Annotated in this window: 15 protein-coding genes; 3 read left to right on the forward strand and 12 right to left on the reverse strand. The window is 60.5% G+C overall.

Annotation, left to right across the window (positions count from 1 at the left end):
* The first annotated feature begins 81 nt into the window (after nt 1-81).
* Nucleotides 82-534 (forward strand): nuclear transport factor 2 family protein, encoded by a 453-nt coding sequence (locus H6X51_RS08330; protein ID WP_185267082.1) that lies wholly within the window; start codon nt 82-84, stop codon nt 532-534.
* A 26-nt stretch (nt 535-560) separates the two neighbouring features.
* Complete coding sequence (locus tag H6X51_RS08335; RefSeq protein ID WP_185267083.1) at nt 561-1445, forward strand: phytanoyl-CoA dioxygenase family protein; 885 nt, start codon at nt 561-563, stop codon at nt 1443-1445.
* A gap of 152 nt (nt 1446-1597) precedes the next feature.
* Here H6X51_RS08335 and H6X51_RS08340 read toward each other — a convergent pair whose 3' ends face one another.
* From H6X51_RS08340 to H6X51_RS08350, 3 genes are all read right to left on the reverse strand, one after another.
* The gene (locus tag H6X51_RS08340; RefSeq protein WP_185267084.1) at nt 1598-2974 is read right to left on the reverse strand and encodes a DUF1329 domain-containing protein; all 1377 of its coding nucleotides are present in this window, start codon (nt 2972-2974) and stop codon (nt 1598-1600) included.
* 117 nt (nt 2975-3091) lie between these two features.
* Nucleotides 3092-4753: a GMC family oxidoreductase gene (locus tag H6X51_RS08345; protein WP_185267085.1), complete on the reverse strand. Its 1662-nt coding sequence runs from the start codon at nt 4751-4753 to the stop codon at nt 3092-3094.
* Nucleotides 4750-5874 (reverse strand): NAD(P)/FAD-dependent oxidoreductase, encoded by a 1125-nt coding sequence (locus tag H6X51_RS08350; RefSeq protein WP_185267086.1) that lies wholly within the window; start codon nt 5872-5874, stop codon nt 4750-4752. The genes H6X51_RS08345 and H6X51_RS08350 overlap by 4 nt, the downstream gene beginning before the upstream one ends.
* Before the next feature lie 139 nt (nt 5875-6013).
* On the opposite strand from H6X51_RS08350, the gene H6X51_RS08355 reads away from it, so the two are divergent.
* A complete protein-coding gene (locus H6X51_RS08355; protein ID WP_185267087.1) occupies nt 6014-6454 on the forward strand; it encodes an acyl-CoA thioesterase in 441 nt (146 codons plus the stop codon).
* A 62-nt stretch (nt 6455-6516) separates the two neighbouring features.
* On the opposite strand, the gene H6X51_RS08360 is transcribed toward H6X51_RS08355, so the two are convergent.
* From H6X51_RS08360 to H6X51_RS08400, 9 genes are all read right to left on the reverse strand, one after another.
* Nucleotides 6517-7974: an aldehyde dehydrogenase family protein gene (locus H6X51_RS08360; RefSeq protein WP_185267088.1), complete on the reverse strand. Its 1458-nt coding sequence runs from the start codon at nt 7972-7974 to the stop codon at nt 6517-6519.
* 79 nt (nt 7975-8053) lie between these two features.
* Complete coding sequence (locus H6X51_RS08365; RefSeq protein ID WP_185267089.1) at nt 8054-9652, reverse strand: GMC family oxidoreductase; 1599 nt, start codon at nt 9650-9652, stop codon at nt 8054-8056.
* A 62-nt stretch (nt 9653-9714) separates the two neighbouring features.
* Nucleotides 9715-10371, reverse strand: a complete 657-nt coding sequence (locus H6X51_RS08370; RefSeq protein WP_185267090.1) for an EthD domain-containing protein — start codon at nt 10369-10371, stop codon at nt 9715-9717.
* Between the two features lie 38 nt (nt 10372-10409).
* On the reverse strand, nt 10410-11828 hold the full coding sequence (locus H6X51_RS08375; protein WP_185267091.1) for an aromatic ring-hydroxylating oxygenase subunit alpha: 1419 nt from the start codon (nt 11826-11828) through the stop codon (nt 10410-10412).
* A 53-nt stretch (nt 11829-11881) separates the two neighbouring features.
* Nucleotides 11882-12628, reverse strand: coding sequence for an SDR family oxidoreductase (locus H6X51_RS08380; RefSeq protein ID WP_185267092.1), 747 nt, complete (start codon nt 12626-12628; stop codon nt 11882-11884).
* Nucleotides 12629-12690: 62 nt separating this feature from the next.
* Nucleotides 12691-13398 carry an SDR family oxidoreductase gene (locus tag H6X51_RS08385; RefSeq protein WP_185267093.1) on the reverse strand — a complete coding sequence of 236 codons (708 nt, stop codon included), beginning with the start codon at nt 13396-13398 and terminating at the stop codon, nt 12691-12693.
* An 18-nt stretch (nt 13399-13416) separates the two neighbouring features.
* Entirely contained in the window at nt 13417-13935 is a 519-nt protein-coding gene (locus tag H6X51_RS08390) for a VOC family protein (RefSeq protein ID WP_221627282.1), read from the reverse strand.
* A 32-nt stretch (nt 13936-13967) separates the two neighbouring features.
* Complete coding sequence (locus tag H6X51_RS08395; RefSeq protein ID WP_185267095.1) at nt 13968-14444, reverse strand: nuclear transport factor 2 family protein; 477 nt, start codon at nt 14442-14444, stop codon at nt 13968-13970.
* A 42-nt stretch (nt 14445-14486) separates the two neighbouring features.
* Nucleotides 14487-15827 (reverse strand): aromatic ring-hydroxylating oxygenase subunit alpha, encoded by a 1341-nt coding sequence (locus tag H6X51_RS08400; RefSeq protein ID WP_185267096.1) that lies wholly within the window; start codon nt 15825-15827, stop codon nt 14487-14489.
* Between the last annotated feature and the right edge of the window lie 53 nt (nt 15828-15880).

Below are 15880 nucleotides of genomic sequence, written 5' to 3' on the forward strand. Positions count from 1 at the left end.
TCTGGATTACCAGTGGCAACACCCGGATCCAGCTCACCACAACCCTGGGCACCATCTAAAACAAGAACAGGAATAATCACAATGACAATGACCATCGAGTACCTGCTTGAAAAGACCGCTCTGGAAGAGGCGGTACTACGCTACTGTGAAGCAGTGGACAAGCTCTCCGACCTCGACTTCATGATGGAAAACTTCACCGAAGACGCGGTTCTGGACCTCACCGGCCTGCAGCTGCCGCGCTATGAAGGTCATGCGCAGATCCGCAAGTTCTACGAAGGTGTCTTTCAGGACATGTCCCATCACATGCATGTCCTTTCAAACTTCCAGGTCAAGGAACTCGCCGGGGACAATGCCAGCGTCTACGCCTATATCGGCGGTCTGGGCCGCTCCGTCAGCGGCATTGACGTGCACGTGTACGTCTACTACGACCTCAAGCTGCGCAGGGTGAATGGTACCTGGAAAATCGCGCATTTCTACGAAGCGCCCAAGCTGCCGATGCCCGACTCCGTGACTGCAGTGCACAAGAAAGATTGACAGACAGATTGGTGAGGATGATTCAAATGGGAAACGTAGCTGAAATCGAAGCCACTCTGGACCAGGTCGATTCGCTCCACGAGCGCTTCATGCGTGATGGTGCCGTGATCATTCGCAACGCCTTCGACGAGAAGGCCATGCAGGTCATCGAACAGGCCTACAACTACAATTTTGAGAACCCCGGCCCGCTGGCCCAGGACCTCTACCCCCAGGGTGGCGGCCGTTTCATGCAGTGTGAGGAAGACTCCAGCCAGAAGCCGACCTTCCAGGCCATGTTCCGGGAGACCCCGATCGTGGATATCGCCGCCGGCCTGTTCGGCTCCGACGACGTCTGGTACTTCGTCGACCAGCTGTTCTACAAGGAGGGTGACAACCGCCCGGTGCGTCGTACGCCCTGGCATCAGGACACCCCCTATCTGCCGATCGACGGCAGCAAGATCGCGGTGTTCTGGATCCCCATGCACGATGTCGACGAGGCCCACGCCCTGGAAGTCATCCGTGGCTCACATCGCCAGACCCTGTTCAACGGTTCCTTCTTCGCCGCTGAGGATGACACCCTGCCCCTCTATGATGAAAAGGATATGCCGCGCCTGCCCAACATCGAGGCAGAACGGGAGAAATGGGACATTGTCACCTGCCCGGTAAAACGGGGAGACGTGCTGATCTTCCATACCAGCACCCTGCATGGTGGCGGCGGCACAGCTCCTGGCTCGACCCGTCGCAGCTTGTCCATGCGTTTTGTCGGCGACGATGTGGTGCGGGTAGAACGCCCCGAGATCAAGGGCAGCTCACCGGTCACCAATAACGTCGGTGACGAGGAAACCAAGCTGCAGAACCGCTTTACCCGTATCGACTTTGGTGAGCCGATCCACAAGGCCGGCCTGACCAAACTCACGCGCCAAAGCGCCTGACTACCAACAAGACAGGCATACAAGACCGCATCAGGCAGCACGCCTGATGCGGTCTTTTCATTAGAGGATACCTCAGGTGGAACAACCTTCTTCGTTCCGATAGAAGCCTCCGGGTGCTCAGCCCCAGAGGTTCATGTCAACAAAGAGGAGGATCAGCGCACTCCACCGCCACTGAGAGATTGGGGCGAGAAGAAACGGCTGGGCAGCGGCTCGATATCCACCACACCGCTATCACCATTGCTGTAGGCCTGACGGGCATAGGCGCCACTGGCCAGGTCATGAGTCACGAAGGCACCGCTGTTATGACCATATTTCTCGTACTTGGGAATCGACTCGGACTGCACCACCCGATAGGCCGCACCGGAGCTATCATAATTGACGCTCATGCCCACCCCGAGAAGGTCTTCATCCCAATAGAAAGTACGCTTGGGGTAGATATGCCGGCTGCCCTCTTTCAAGGTCGCCTGGACTACCCACGCCCGGTGCAGTTCCCACCGCACACACTCGGGATTCATGAAGCTCTTGGTCAGCACCACCTGGTCCTGATTGCAGGCATGGTCTTTGTCGTAGAGTTTGAACATGTTGTAGGGAAGATACACTTCCTGCTTGCCAACCAGCTCCCAATCAAAACGCTCGAATGAGCCATAGAACACCATCGAGTCATCCACCGTACCGATCCCCGCTGCAGTCGATGAGGGGGTATCGTGAGCCACATCCGGAGCCAGTTTTACCCGGCGCTGCCCCGGTAGATAGGACCAGGCACGGCGAGGGTTGCTGGCCATGTCCAGGGAATCGTGCAGGACCAGCTTTTCCCCGCTTTTACGCGCCGGGCCAGTGTAGTCGTTATAGATCATCTCATGGACCTCATCCCCCTTCAGCACCCCTTCCGGCGGGTTGGCCCAGATCGGATATTGGTTCCATTGACCCTGGAACATGGTATTCATGATGGTGCCGCGCCGGTCTACCACAGTGGACCGGACATCCTCGATCTTGTAAGCGGCACCCGAGTATTTCATGAACTGGTTCCACATGGCCTCGATGCCCGCCCTGGGAATCGGGAAAGGCGTACCGGCATAGCAGTTGACCAGCCGCAGACCGTTCTCCCCGGTCTCGCAGCTGGTCGCATTGCGGACCGCATTCTGCAGGTAGAATTCGGGATAACGCGCAGTGCGGTGCGACGGGTAAATCTCCATTCTGAAGTCCGGATACTTCTCGAACATGGCGATAGAGGCAGTGGTCAGCCGTTCCTTGTGGTCCAGATAGTTACTCGCATCGATCACCAACACCGGCGTCTCATCAGCATAGGGGTCCGGACGTATGCCTGGCCTGGCGGGATCATAGCTGGCCGGAGCGCCTATGCCGCCAGTGTAGGCCGGGATGGTTCCGTCCTCGTTGGCCGCCTGAACGGCCCCCCACAGGGTCAAACTATCACCCAGCTGGCCAGCCTCTTCAGGGGATACGGCAGCGGATACATGGGTGCCCGCCGTGCAGCTGATGGCAATAGCCAGGGACATCAATTTGAAGCGCATAAACCCACCTTCATGTTGTTATGGAATCAAGGCTAAATACATATCGCAGTATTCTACAAACAAACCAACAAGATCGTTTTTAATTTACTATCCACCCGATACAGAAGCAACCTGAAATCAGGCCGATGTTGGCGCCAACACGTCCCGCTGCAGCGGACGCGTGCCGCCGCCGGTGTCTGTCCGGTCCACCAAAATCATATCCGCCGCCTTCTCACCGATCATGATGATCGCCGCATTGGTATTACCTGACACCAGCGCCGGCATGATCGACCCGTCTACCACCCGCAGCCTCTGCACACCGCGCACTCGCAGGCGCTCATCCACCACCGCCATGGCATCATTGCCCATGCGTGCAGTGCAGGTCGGATGGTAGATGGACACACCCTGGCGGCGACAGTAATCGAGCAGTTCGTCATCCGAGCGACAATCCGGACCGGGTTCCACCTCGCCGTCGACCAGCGGCCGCATGGCCGGCTGTCGCAGAAGCTGGCGCAGTATCTTGAGTCCGGCCACGCTGGCCTGCCGGTCAACCTCCTCCGCCAGATAGTTGGGATCGATGATCGGCGCGCCGAACGGGTCGGCACTGCTGATCCGCACCTGCCCACGGCTCTGCGGCCGCAGCTGGCACACCGAGGCGGTGAAGCCCGGGTAATCATGCAACCGGTCACCCATCCTGGTGGTGCTGAAGTTGATGAAGTGCACCTGCACATCCGGATGCGCCAGTTCTGCTGCTGTCCGGTAGAAGGCTCCGGCATAACCGGCACTGACGGTCAGCGGCCCCTTGCGCCATAGTGCATACCGCAACCCCAGCCGCAACTGCCGCCACAGGCTGCGCATATCATCATTCAGGGTGATGGGCCGGCTGCAACGATTGACAATGCGCACCTGCAGGTGATCCTGCAGTCCTTCCCCCACTCCGGGCAGATCCAGCACCGGCCTGATGCCATGCCCGGTCAGCAGCCCCGCCGGACCAATCCCCGACAGCTGCAACAGCTGCGGTGTGTTGATCGCCCCGCCTGCCAGGATCACCTCGCAACCGGCCCCGGCATAGCAGGGGCCATCCTTGCCCAGCCACTCCACCCCGCTGGCAACCAGCCCGGCAAAACGCAGCCGAGTCACCTGGGCTCGGGTCACCAGGGTCAGATTGGAACGATGTCGGGCCGGTTTCAGATAGGCAGTGGCTGCACTGCAGCGCAGCCCCCGGCGCGAGGTGGTCTGATAATAGCCCACCCCCTCCTGAGTCGCCCCGTTGAAGTCCGGGTTGCGCGGCAGGCCATGCTGCTCGGCCGCAGCAATGAAGGCATCACACAACGGATGGGGCTCGCTCTGATCGGATACCGCCAGCGGGCCCCCAACCCCATGGAAGGCATCAGCACCGCGCACCTGGTCCTCGGCCCGGAGGAAGTAGGGCAACACATCATCCCAGCCCCAGCCGGGATTGCCAGCATCGCGCCAGTCATCAAAATCCTGCTGCTGGCCACGGATATAAACCAGACCATTGATCGAGCTGGAGCCGCCCAGCACCCGGCCCCGAGGCTGGGCAATACGTCGGTTGTACAGCTGTGTCTGGGGTGTGGTTTCATACAGCCAGTTGACCCGACGATCCTTGAACAATTTGCCATAGCCCAGAGGAATGTGAATCCACGGATTGCTGTCCCGGCCACCGGCCTCCAGCAGCAGCACCCGATAGCATCCGCAGGCACTCAGCCGGTTGGCCAGCACGCAACCGGCGGAGCCGGCACCGACGATGATGTAGTCGAAATCCCCGTAATGCCTCATCCCCGCTCCCCCTGCTCCGCCTGATCAGCCATCTCGACCACCAGCTCGGCAATGGCCAGCGAGGAGGTCAGCCCCGGTGACTCGATACCGAACAGATTGATGACACCAGCACACCCATGCTGTGCCGGGCCGGACAGGAGAAAGTCCGCCGCCGGTTGATCCGGTCCGGATATCTTGGGCCGTACTCCTGCATACCCCGGACTGAGCGCATCAGACCGCAGCTCCGGCCAGTAGCGCCGGATGGCCTCATTGAAGCCCTCCGCACGAGCCTGATCGACCCGGTAATCCGGTTTCTCCACCCATTCCACATCAGGCCCGAAACGGGCCTGCCCGGCCAGGTCCAGGGTCAGGTGCACCCCCAAGCCCCCAGGCTCGGGAACCGGGTAGATCAAACGCGAGAAAGGCGCCCGCCCAGCCAGAGTGTAATAGCTGCCCTTGGCGTAGTAGGACCGGGGCACATGCTCCGCTGGCAAAACCTCCAGCAATGCAGCCAGCGCCGGCGCCGCTAGTCCGGCGGAGTTGATCAGCAGCCGAGTCCTCAGCAACGGCTGCGCTTCATCATTGATGCAGACCTCACAGCCTTCAGCACTCCAGCGCAACCCGGTCACCCGACTGCGACAGGCCAGCACGGCGCCGTGGGCCTCGGCCTCGCCGAGCAGCGACAGCATGTAGGCATGAGAGTCGATGATGCCGGTGGATGGGGACAGCAACGCCCCGACACAGCTGAGCCGGGGCTCCAGTTCGACCGCCTGTGCAGCACTGAGCTGGTGCAGATCATCCACCCCGTTGCGCCGGGCAGCCTCGGCAATCTGTTGCAATGCTGGCAACTGCGTATCATCGGTAGCCACTATCAGCTTGCCGCAGCGGTGATGGGCAATCCCGTGAGTCTGACAATAGTCGTACAGCAGATCACGTCCACGGACACAGGTATGTGCCTTCAACGAACCCTGTGGATAATATATACCGGCATGTATAACCTCGCTGTTACGAGCACTTGTCCAACTGCCGAAACAGTCTTCCCCTTCCAGTATCAATACTTCCCGACCACTCAGCGCCAGCGCCCGGGCAACCGCCAGACCGACCACACCTGCTCCGACTACCACGCATTCAACCTCATCCACTCCCATCTCTCCCAGTTTTAATTTGTCAGACCATCAAACTCGAAAACCCGGCTCCAGTATTGACAAGAGTGATGCAAAAACTAATTCTTCACATGGCAGTAATATAAATAACCGATACAACAATCAGGAGACAACTCCAATGCACGAAAACAATAATGAACAAAGAGATCAATATTTCTATTGGGTTGATATTCCCACCCGCTGGATGGATGGTGACCCCTATGGTCATGTCAACAATGTCGAATACTATTCCTTCATTGATACTGCGGTTACCCGCATGTTGCTGGAGAAGAAAATATTGCGTAACCCGAACTTCCGTGCGGTCGGCCTGTGCGTGGAAAGCCAGTGCCGTTATTACGCCCCCATCTCCTTCCCCGAAACAATCGAGGCCGGAGTACGCATCGCCCGGGTCGGCAACTCCAGCCTGCGGTACGAGGTGGGGCTGTTCAAGTCCGGCGAGCATAAGCCGGCGGCGGCCGGCTATTTCGTGCATGTCTTCGTTGATCCAGACAATCATCGCCCTGTTTCCCTCAGCGCCCAGATCAGGCAGCAGATCCAGGCGGTGACCGTACCCGCCTGAGACAAGCACTCGCCCACACCACAGGGAACAGCTCCGGACTTCAGGACCTGCCCCCGCTTGCATTACCAGTCGTAACGAATCGCCGCCATCTTGTTGCGGGTGTAGAAGCGCAGTCCTTCCAGCCCCTGCTCCTTGAATGCCGACCCGGACTCCTTGAAGCCGCCGAAGGGCTGGTGTACATCCCAGCCTGAGGTCGGCAGGTTGACCGACACCTGACCGGTATCAACTTCATCGATAAAACGCTGGGCATAGCGCAGATCATTACTGAACAGCGCCGCCGACAGCCCATAGGGTGAGTCGTTGACCGCCTGCAGCGCCTCGTCGAAGGAATCGATCGACATCACTGCCAATACCGGCCCGAACACTTCCTCGCGCCAGATCGGCATCTGCCCAGTGACCCCGGCAATGACTGTCGGCAGCACAAAGCAGCCCCGTTCCAGAGCATTGTCAGCCGGTGCCTCACCGCCACACAGAATGGTCGCACCAGACTCCCGGGCGCCAGCAATATGCCCCAGCACCTCCTGCTGTTGGCGGCGACTGACCAACGGCCCCAGACGAACGCCTTCAGTCAGGCTCGGCCCCGGGGTCAGCTGGGCAACGGCAGCCAGCAACTTGTCTACCAGTGCATCATGTACCTGTGACTGCACCAGCACCCGACTGGTGGCGGTGCAGCGCTGGCCAGCCTGGCCAAAAGCGGCGGCAGCAATGGTATTCGCCGCCATGTCCAGGTCGGCATCCGCCAGCACCACAGAGGCATTCTTGCCGCCCATTTCGGTCTGCAGCCGTACATTGCGCCCGACCAGCCTGCGACCCAGCTCCAACCCCACGGCAGTGGAGCCGGTAAAGGTCACCGCAGCCACTTCAGGTCTGGCCAGCACCTCCCGATCGAACACATCGTGCTCGCTGAGTACCAGATTGAGCACCCCATCCGGCAGACCGGCCTCGACCAGAGCCTGGACGATCAGCAGGGCCGCCAGTGGCGTTTCCCGGGCCGGCTTGAGAATGACCGCATTGCCGCTGATCAGCGCCGGGCCCAGCTTGCGCGCCGGGGTCAGCATGGGATCATTCCAGGGGGTGATCATCACCACCAGCCCCACCGGCTCCACCAGTGCCATCGCCCGTGTTCCCGGGCGCCCGTCGGCAATCATGCCGCCCTGGGGCAAGCGCGCGGTAGCGGCATAGAACTCGAGGAACTCGGCGCTCTTGACCACTTCGACGCTGGCCTCGGCGAAGGTCTTGCCGTTCTCCAGGGCAATGGTCCGGGTCATCTCCTCCGCCTGCCGGCGCAGTATTCCGGCCGCCCTGAGCAGCACCGCACCCCGAGCCACCGGCGAGGTGGCACGCCAGAGGGTAGCCCCCTCGACCGCGGCATCCACGGCCTGTCTGACCTGACCGGCCGTCAACTGCCGGAACCGGCTCAACAGCTGCTCCTGATCCGATGGGCAGCGATCCTCTACCCAGTGTTCGGCCTCCCCAGCCACCCAGTTACCGCCGATGAGATAGTTGAATTCGATGGTCATACTTCCCCTTGTCAGTCCCGGCACATCAGCCGGGAACTCTGTCTGCTGGTCATTCCGCCTGCCTGGTATGCGAGCAGGCTCAGGGCTGCGCGAGTATCATGTCCGCTGCTCGCCAGCCCACCGCCATGGCCGGCGCATGGGTATTACCCGAGATCAGCACCGGGATCACCGAACAGTCTGCTACCCGCAGCCCTTCGACACCCTTCACCCGTAACTCTTCATCCACCACCGCCATATCGTCCTGGCCCATGCGGCAGGTGCCCGTGCCATGCAGGCCGGAAGTGGACAGCCGGCGGAAGGCATCCAGAATCTGCTCGTCGGTCTGACATTCAGCCCCCGGCAGCAGCTCGGTGGCTCCGTGCCGGGCCAGCGCCGACTGGGCGGCGTAGTTGCGAATGTAGCGGACGGTATCCACCGCCATCCGGCAGTCGTGCTCGGTGGTCAGCCAGTTCGGCACTATCTCTGCCTGGGCCGCCGGGTCCGCACTGGTGATGCTGACATGCCCCTCACTGGTCAGCTGCAACAGCTGACCATAGATCGACAGCCCCGGCTGACGGTCAACCTGCGCCAACGGCACCGGATGGTTGTCATCACTCAGGGCAAAGGTATAGCCGCCCATATACAGCTGCAGATTCGGCGGTCCGGGCTGCTCACCCACCCGGACAAAGGCGCCAACCTCAAACGGGCCGGTTGCCAGGGCGCCCCGACGCTGGAACTGATAGCTCAGCAGGCTCTTGAACAGGCCGAAGCCGTAGAAGTGCCGATGGTTACCCGCAGCGCTGTTGATACGGAACGGCATGGCGAACGACAGGTGTTCACGCATGTGCCGCCCCACCGCGCTTTCATGGATCTGCGCCACACCGGCGCGGGCCAGCACCTCAGACGGGCCGATGCCGGACAGTTGCAGCAGCTTGGGACTTTCCAGCGCCCCGGCTGCCAGGATGATTTCCCGGCGACAGGTAAAACGCTGCACCTTGCCCGCCAGCCTGACCTCCACCGCCGTCGCCCGCTTGCCGTCGAATACCACCCGCTGCACCAGGGCCCCGGTCTGCACCCGCAGGTTGCGCCGCCCCGCCGCTGGCGTAATGAAGGCCCGGGCACTGCTGACCCGCCGGCCGTTACGAATGTTGTGACTGTAGTAGCCGACCCGCGCACTGGGCAGCGCATTGAGATCATCGGTACGCTGCAGCCCCAGTTCCTCACCGGCCCTGATCAGGTCTTCGGTCAGTGGATAGCGATAGTCGCCGCCCTGAGTGATGGACACCGGCCGCTCATCATCCGCGTGGTGCGCCTCCAGCGCCTGAAAGGTCGCCTGCATCTGCGTCCAGCCCCAGGCGGGACAGCCCAGATCTTCCCATTGCTGGTAATCCTCCGGCTGCCCACGGGACCAGATCATGCCGTTGATCGCCGAGGAGCCGCCCAGCCCCTTGCCACGAATCCAGGTTTCCGCAGTAGCGCTGTGTTCGGTACGGCGCTGGGCAATACTGTATTGCCAGGTATGCTCGGCACTGCCGACCAGTTTGGCGATGCCCTTGGGCATGTTCACCAACGGACTGTCATTGCGCCCTCCGGCTTCCAGCAGCAATACACTGACCGCAGGGTCGGCGGACAACCTGTTGGCCAGCACACAACCGGCCGAACCGGCACCCACCACAATATAGTCATACGTGTTTTTCATTATTGTTTTCGCTCGTACGGGGCCTGACAGTTACCGTGGGGCTATATCAGCCGCCCCACTTGTCACCATTGACCGGTTTGCGGATCAACCACTGTTTTTGCGTCATATACCCCTGCACCAATAAGTTCGGCAGAGGCAGTAGCAAGCAACTTGCCTACCAGTTCTTTCAATATGTTCTGTGCAGTAGCGATACTTTCACAGAAACCACTGATGACCAGACAGGGAGTTTCGCCATCACTTGCCGACAGAGTGTTGAATATATCTACCACCCCAACTCCACCGGCAGGCATGGCCACTTCAATTACCGACGCGGGAACATGCCCCTGCACAAATGCCATATAACGTATATGTGCTCCGGCCGCTGATGGCGACGGCCACTGCCTTGCACCCTGACTACCACCCTCGGCATGAATATAGGAACGTATGTTTCCATCCGTGAAATTCGCTTCATCCGGCTCGGCTCCCTGCCGATAGACTTCAGAAGCGGCGATCTCGGCCAGGGAGTCGATGGACGGCACCCAGATCTCCGGAATGCCATCCGCCACCGGCCAGGCCGAGTCCAGTGGTGGCGCCAGCAGATGATTCTGCACGTAGCCACTGAAGAATCCGGCCCGGGCCAGGTCCAGGGCATGCTCCCTATGGGTGCTGCTCCAGTAGTCACTGAACTCGACCTGACTCCACCCTTCCCTGCGGCGCAACAGGGTGAACACTTTTGCCATATCTCATCCCGGGGGCTCACGCCCCCGGCTCCCGATAGTCAGGACTGCTGGAGATAGCCGTCCAGCACCTTGTGGAAATGACGAATACGGACCTCCTGGTAGTTGCCCAGGGTCTCACCCTGCTTCTTCGCCGCCTTGAAGCCCTGTTGCTGGGCCCGCATGTTGGAGGTGTCCTGGTCATACACATGGGCCAGGTAAGGGTCCAGGCCTTCGGCCACCGCATAGGACTCCTCCTCCTTGACCATCGCCACCTCAGGCGCCTCGGGGCGCTCGGTGCCTGGCGCGAAGGGGCGCAGAAACAGGATTTCGAACAGGCTGCGGTCCGGGTCGCAACCCAGAGGGCGGAAACGGTAGACCATCGGCAGCGACAGGCCGGGGAACAGCACCATGTTCGGAAAGACGTGGTATTCGATGGTGTCGATGATCTCAGCATCGGAGAAATGATCCAGATCCACCTGGTACTTCTCACCCATCAACTTGCGCAGGAACCGGGCCATGACGATCCGCGCGGTCTCACCCTCCCTGACCTGCAGCTCATCATTGACCATGGAACGGTCGCCGATCAGCATCGCATCCACCAGCTCCTGTTCGGACAGGGGCCGCTCCAGATGCGGACTGCTGGTGCCACTGGCCGAATAGAAACGGGTTATATGCTGGCTGTAGGTATCGTACTGCACGTTGGCATCATTGGTCCCCGGCAGCAGTTGGGGATGGGTCTCGATCACATGGTAGGCCTCGAGGAACGCCTCGACGGCGGCCTTCCAGTTACAGGGCAACTCCTTGGCAACATGCAGCTCGGTAAAGCGGTGCTCCATGTCCCAGTCCTTGAAGTGCTCCGGCAGCTCCTGCAGATAGCTTTCCAGATTCTCAGCGTTTTCATCCAGATTGATGAACACGAAACCGCCCCACAGTCCTACCCGGACCTCAGGCAGCTTGAATTCCTCCGGCTTGGCATGGGGAAAGTCCCAGGCACAGGGGACGCTGACCAGTTCACCCTCCAGCGACCAGGTCCAGCCATGGAAGGGGCAACGCAGCTGATCGCTGGAACCCATGCCCTCCTCCGGCTTGAGCTTGGTACCTCGGTGCAGACAGGAGTTGTGGTAAGCCTTGATACCCTTGGGCGTGTTGACCACCAGAATCGAATAGGGCCCGATCTCATAGACATAGTAGTCACCGACCTGGGGAATATGCTCCAGCCGGCAGGCCCACTGCCACACCTTGCTCCACACCTGCTCCAGCTCGGCGGCGAAGAACTCCTTGCCGGTGTAACGGGCAAAGGGCACATCCTCGCTGCCCAGGTAACGATAGCTCTGCTGCTTGAGCACATCCGGCGCCGGATGTAGATCGGTAGCAATGATGTCCTGGACCGTGCGCCCGGGACAGCGGGCCTCACCCGGAGCCAAGCCCCGGTCATCACCGGGCAGGCCGTTCAGTATGTTCTTATTATGCGCATTCATGTTCCTGCTCTCCGTCATCAGACTGGCAGCCGGGCTATACACCCGGCACGGGTTCACTTGATGGTTTCACCGTTGTCGATGACCAACTGGGCACCATTGATCTGACGTGACTCATCACTGGCGAGAAAAACCACCAGATTACCGACATCCTCCGGCCGCCCCTGACCCACTTCGTGCAGTTGGGTCAGAGCATCGGTATCCGCGCCTGCCAGCTCACTCAGCGCCTTGACAGTCATGGGAGTGTCGTGGGCGCCGGGCAGGATGGTATTGCAGCGAATCGGGTAACCCTGATTCTGACAATGCACGGCAATGCTACGGCCCATGGCGGCAATCGCGCCCTTGGCAGCGGTGTAGGCAAACACCTCGGCAATGCCCTTGAGCGCCGCCACAGAAGATATGTTGATGATGGAACCACCACGCTCCTTCATCAGCGCGATGGCATGCTTGCAACCAAGGAATGTCCCCTCGGTCATCACCTGAAGGTGCCGCCGGAACTGCTCCAGGGACTGCTCCTCCACCGTGGAGAAGCTGACGAAGCCGGCGTTGTTGACCAGTACGTCAAGCCGACCGAAACGCTGTCTGACCTCCTCCAGCACACTGATCCACTGCGCTTCATCGGCTACATCATGGGCCAGGAACAGAGCACCGGGAATCTGCGCCGCCACCGCCTCGCCCTGCTCACTGTCGATATCGGTGACGATCACCCGCGCGCCCTGCTCGGCCAGCAGGCGCGCATCAGCTGCGCCCAGGCCGGATGCACCACCGGTGACCAGGGCCACCTTGCCATTCAATCTGCTCATTTCCACCTCTTGTTCTTGTTGTCAGAAAATCGGATTGCAATACCGCATACAGCGAGAGCCCCTTACCAGGGATGCAGTTCGCCATTCCACTTGAAGAAATTACCGCTGTTATCCAGCGCCAGTTGCTCGACCACCGATCTGATACCGGCAGCACTTTTCTGCGGAGTGATATCGGCGGTCGGCCCACCCATATCGGTCTGCACATAGCCCGGATGGATACTGGCCACACACACGCCCTGATCACGCAGATCGATCGCCAGGCTCATCATTACCCGGTTGACGCCGGCCTTGGTGGCTCCGTAGGCATACATGCCGCCGAAGGGCCAGGTCGAAGCCGCCAGTTGACTGCTCACGGTCATGGCCTTGCCCCGGGCTGCAATCAGGTTGGGCAGCAGCGCCTGGATCAGGCGGAACGGGCCTACCGTCATCACCTCGAAGGCATGGTGCCAGTCGGCAAAGTCATCCTCGTCAAACCGGGTACTGGTGACCGCTCCAGTCTCTCCTCCAAGTACACCGGCCACGTTCAACAGCACATCCACCGGCGCCTCACCCACCGCCGCCCGGGCCGCTGCAGCGACACCGGCGCCGGATGCCATGTCCAGCGCATGCAGCGTCAGACGCCCGCCGGACTGCTCAGCCAGCATCGCCAGCTCCGCCGCTTGAGCCGGCACTCGACACAGGGCATATACCCGATCACCCGCTGCGACATATTCCCTGACCAGCGCCAGCCCTATACCCCGGTTGGCACCGGTGATCACCACGTTAGCCATCTGTCTACCTCGCTATCATCAGTGTGCCGGGAGCCGGCGAATCACCTCGCTCCCATCCCAGTCCTGTGCAACCGCACGGACCAGCTCGTAGAAGCCGACCAGTTGCTCACTGGCCTCATACAACTCGACGAAGTGCCCCAGCCCGACCAGGCAATCCATCATCGCGTAAGCCGGCCCGTTCACCGCCTCGGCATATAGCGCAGTGGCATGGCCGGCCTGTGCATATTGCTGCATGGCCGCCGCCAGATCCTCGACCATGACCGCCACATGGTGCAGCGCTCCGCAGCCACCCGGATGGTCATGGAATACCGACGGCCCGGGATTATTCTGCTGACAGAACTCGACCATGATCCCGCCCCACTGCCCGTAGGCCGAGGTATGGTCGAGCTGTGCCGGCTGGCCCCGGTGCAGACACACCGACAGCGGAATATGCTCGACCAGAAAAAAGGGACCGGAACCGAACAGCTGATGGTGCTGCCGGGCTGCCTGCTCGGCATTATCGACGAAGTAGGCTATCTGCCTGATGGGCTGCCTCACCGCCTTTGCCGAAAGCTCGTCTGGCGTGGCCATTACTTCAACAGCTCGGCATAGGCCCGCTGGAACGCCGGGTCGACAAAGGTGGTCTTGATCGCCACCGACTGGAATTTCCAGCCCTCTCCGGTACGCACATAGCTATCCGAATAGATATTGGACAGCCAGATGGGACTCGGATTGCTCCGAGTGGTGAAGGCAAACAGCCCCGACACCTTGCCCTTCGCCACCTGACCCTGCAGCTCGATCACCGGGTTGAGCATGTAATGCATGGCGCACACCCACTGGGTGGTGGCGGATTTCATCATCGCCACTATCTCGGCGCGCCCGGTAGCCAGGCCCATCCCCAGATCCAGCGTGCCATCCTCGGCAAACAGCCGGGCAAACTCCTCCGGATCACCCGGCTGGCCGTCGACAATATTCGCCAGATAGGCGTAACGATGACGCAGGCTGCGGATCTCTTCGAGATCCTGCAGCTGTTGCAGTTGGGCCTGCATGGCCTGCAGTTCACTCATGACACCCTCCTGTTGCAATGAACCTCCCGAGCGGGCCGCGTGTCATACGCGGCCTTCGAGATAATCGTTCAGCACTTCATGGAAGAAGCGCACCCGGGTTTCCTGGTTGCACAGGACGGTATCCTTGTAGCCGCGCGAGCGGATGCCGCGTTGCTGACCGTCAGCCAGCAGCATGTCCTGATAGACGATCTGGTCGACGATCTCCGGGACACCTCGACCGTCATCGAAGTCGCGCACCTGCAATTCGGCCTCTTCCAGCGGTTGCATGCCGGCCATGATCGAATCCACCTCGGTCTGCCCCTCCACCGGGTAGACCATGCACCACAGATCGAAGGTGCACAGGTTCGGGTCGTCAGGATGCGGCTCGGTGCGGAAGAAGATCAGCTGATCCGGCAGGAAGGAAATAGTCACGTTGGGAAAGATCACCGTATGCGGACTGTCGGTAATTTCCTCATCCGTCATTCGCTCATAATGGTTATAGCCACGCTCCTTCCACAGGCGCTTCTTGGCTGCCTTGAGATCAAGCCAACCCTGAATTGCCTTGGTTTCGAAGTCAGGGTAACTGTCTGGATCGATATCCCACTGGCGCAGCAAGTCATCAAACGGCTGAGGTGCACCGTCGGGCAGACGGTCAGTCAGGGATGGACGCATCGGCTGCACGGTACGACCGTGCCCGCGGGGGAACATCTCGTGGCGTGCACTATCCACATCCTGATCAATGAAGGGCGGCACCTGGGGGTGGGCCGTGCGCGTATGGTAGGACTCGCTGAAGTTGTCGGTGGCGAACTTCCAGTTGGTCTTCAGGTTGATCTTCATCCAGAACACCCGCACCGCCGTATCCATCGGGTAGTTCTTGTACAGCTCGGGCATCGGCTCCAGATATTCCAGCAGCGGTGGCGCCTGGTCATCCATGGTGTACCAGATGAAGCCACCCCAGGTATCGCAGCGCAGCTCCTGCAGTTTCAGCTTGCCGCAGGGATTGCCACCGGGAAAGTCTTCCGGGTCCTGGGCACTCTTGAGTATCCCGTCACGCCCCCACAACCAGCCATGATAGGGGCAATGAAACCCAGCACCGGCATGGGAGTTGTCCCAGACCAGCCGTTGGCCCCGGTGCCCGCAGGTATTGTAGAACGCCTTGAAGCTGCCATCGTCCTGGCGCACCACGATGACCGACTCATGCATGAAATCGTGTACCAGATAATCCCCGGCTTCCTCCAGCTCGGCGGTACGGCCGGCCACATGCCAGATCTTCGTCCACATGTGCTCCCACTCACGCTCGGCAAACTCGCGGGAGTAATAACGATCCCCAGTCATGGGGTCGCCGCGCAGCAGGCTTGCGTCGCGACCATCCATGGTCAACGGATGAACCTTGATCAGTTCCATGGTTGTCTCCTCATCTATTTGTATTTATTGTCAATCCCGAACAGCCAACCAAA

Source organism: Halopseudomonas xiamenensis (assembly GCF_014219065.1).
Taxonomy (GTDB): domain Bacteria; phylum Pseudomonadota; class Gammaproteobacteria; order Pseudomonadales; family Pseudomonadaceae; genus Halopseudomonas; species Halopseudomonas xiamenensis.

Bases quoted from the DNA above. Each gene is read 5' to 3' on its own strand.
- H6X51_RS08365 (WP_185267089.1), bottom strand. From the start codon at position 9,652: ATGAAAAACACGTATGACTATATTGTGGTGGGTGCCGGTTCGGCCGGT.
- H6X51_RS08395 (WP_185267095.1), bottom strand. From the start codon at position 14,444: ATGAGTGAACTGCAGGCCATGCAGGCCCAACTGCAACAGCTGCAGGAT.
- H6X51_RS08380 (WP_185267092.1), bottom strand. From the start codon at position 12,628: ATGAGCAGATTGAATGGCAAGGTGGCCCTGGTCACCGGTGGTGCATCC.
- H6X51_RS08335 (WP_185267083.1), top strand. From the start codon at position 561: ATGGGAAACGTAGCTGAAATCGAAGCCACTCTGGACCAGGTCGATTCG.
- H6X51_RS08345 (WP_185267085.1), bottom strand. From the start codon at position 4,753: ATGAGGCATTACGGGGATTTCGACTACATCATCGTCGGTGCCGGCTCC.
- H6X51_RS08375 (WP_185267091.1), bottom strand. From the start codon at position 11,828: ATGAATGCGCATAATAAGAACATACTGAACGGCCTGCCCGGTGATGAC.
- H6X51_RS08360 (WP_185267088.1), bottom strand. From the start codon at position 7,974: ATGACCATCGAATTCAACTATCTCATCGGCGGTAACTGGGTGGCTGGG.
- H6X51_RS08385 (WP_185267093.1), bottom strand. From the start codon at position 13,398: ATGGCTAACGTGGTGATCACCGGTGCCAACCGGGGTATAGGGCTGGCG.
- H6X51_RS08370 (WP_185267090.1), bottom strand. From the start codon at position 10,371: ATGGCAAAAGTGTTCACCCTGTTGCGCCGCAGGGAAGGGTGGAGTCAG.
- H6X51_RS08330 (WP_185267082.1), top strand. From the start codon at position 82: ATGACAATGACCATCGAGTACCTGCTTGAAAAGACCGCTCTGGAAGAG.
- H6X51_RS08400 (WP_185267096.1), bottom strand. From the start codon at position 15,827: ATGGAACTGATCAAGGTTCATCCGTTGACCATGGATGGTCGCGACGCA.
- H6X51_RS08355 (WP_185267087.1), top strand. From the start codon at position 6,014: ATGCACGAAAACAATAATGAACAAAGAGATCAATATTTCTATTGGGTT.
- H6X51_RS08340 (WP_185267084.1), bottom strand. From the start codon at position 2,974: ATGCGCTTCAAATTGATGTCCCTGGCTATTGCCATCAGCTGCACGGCG.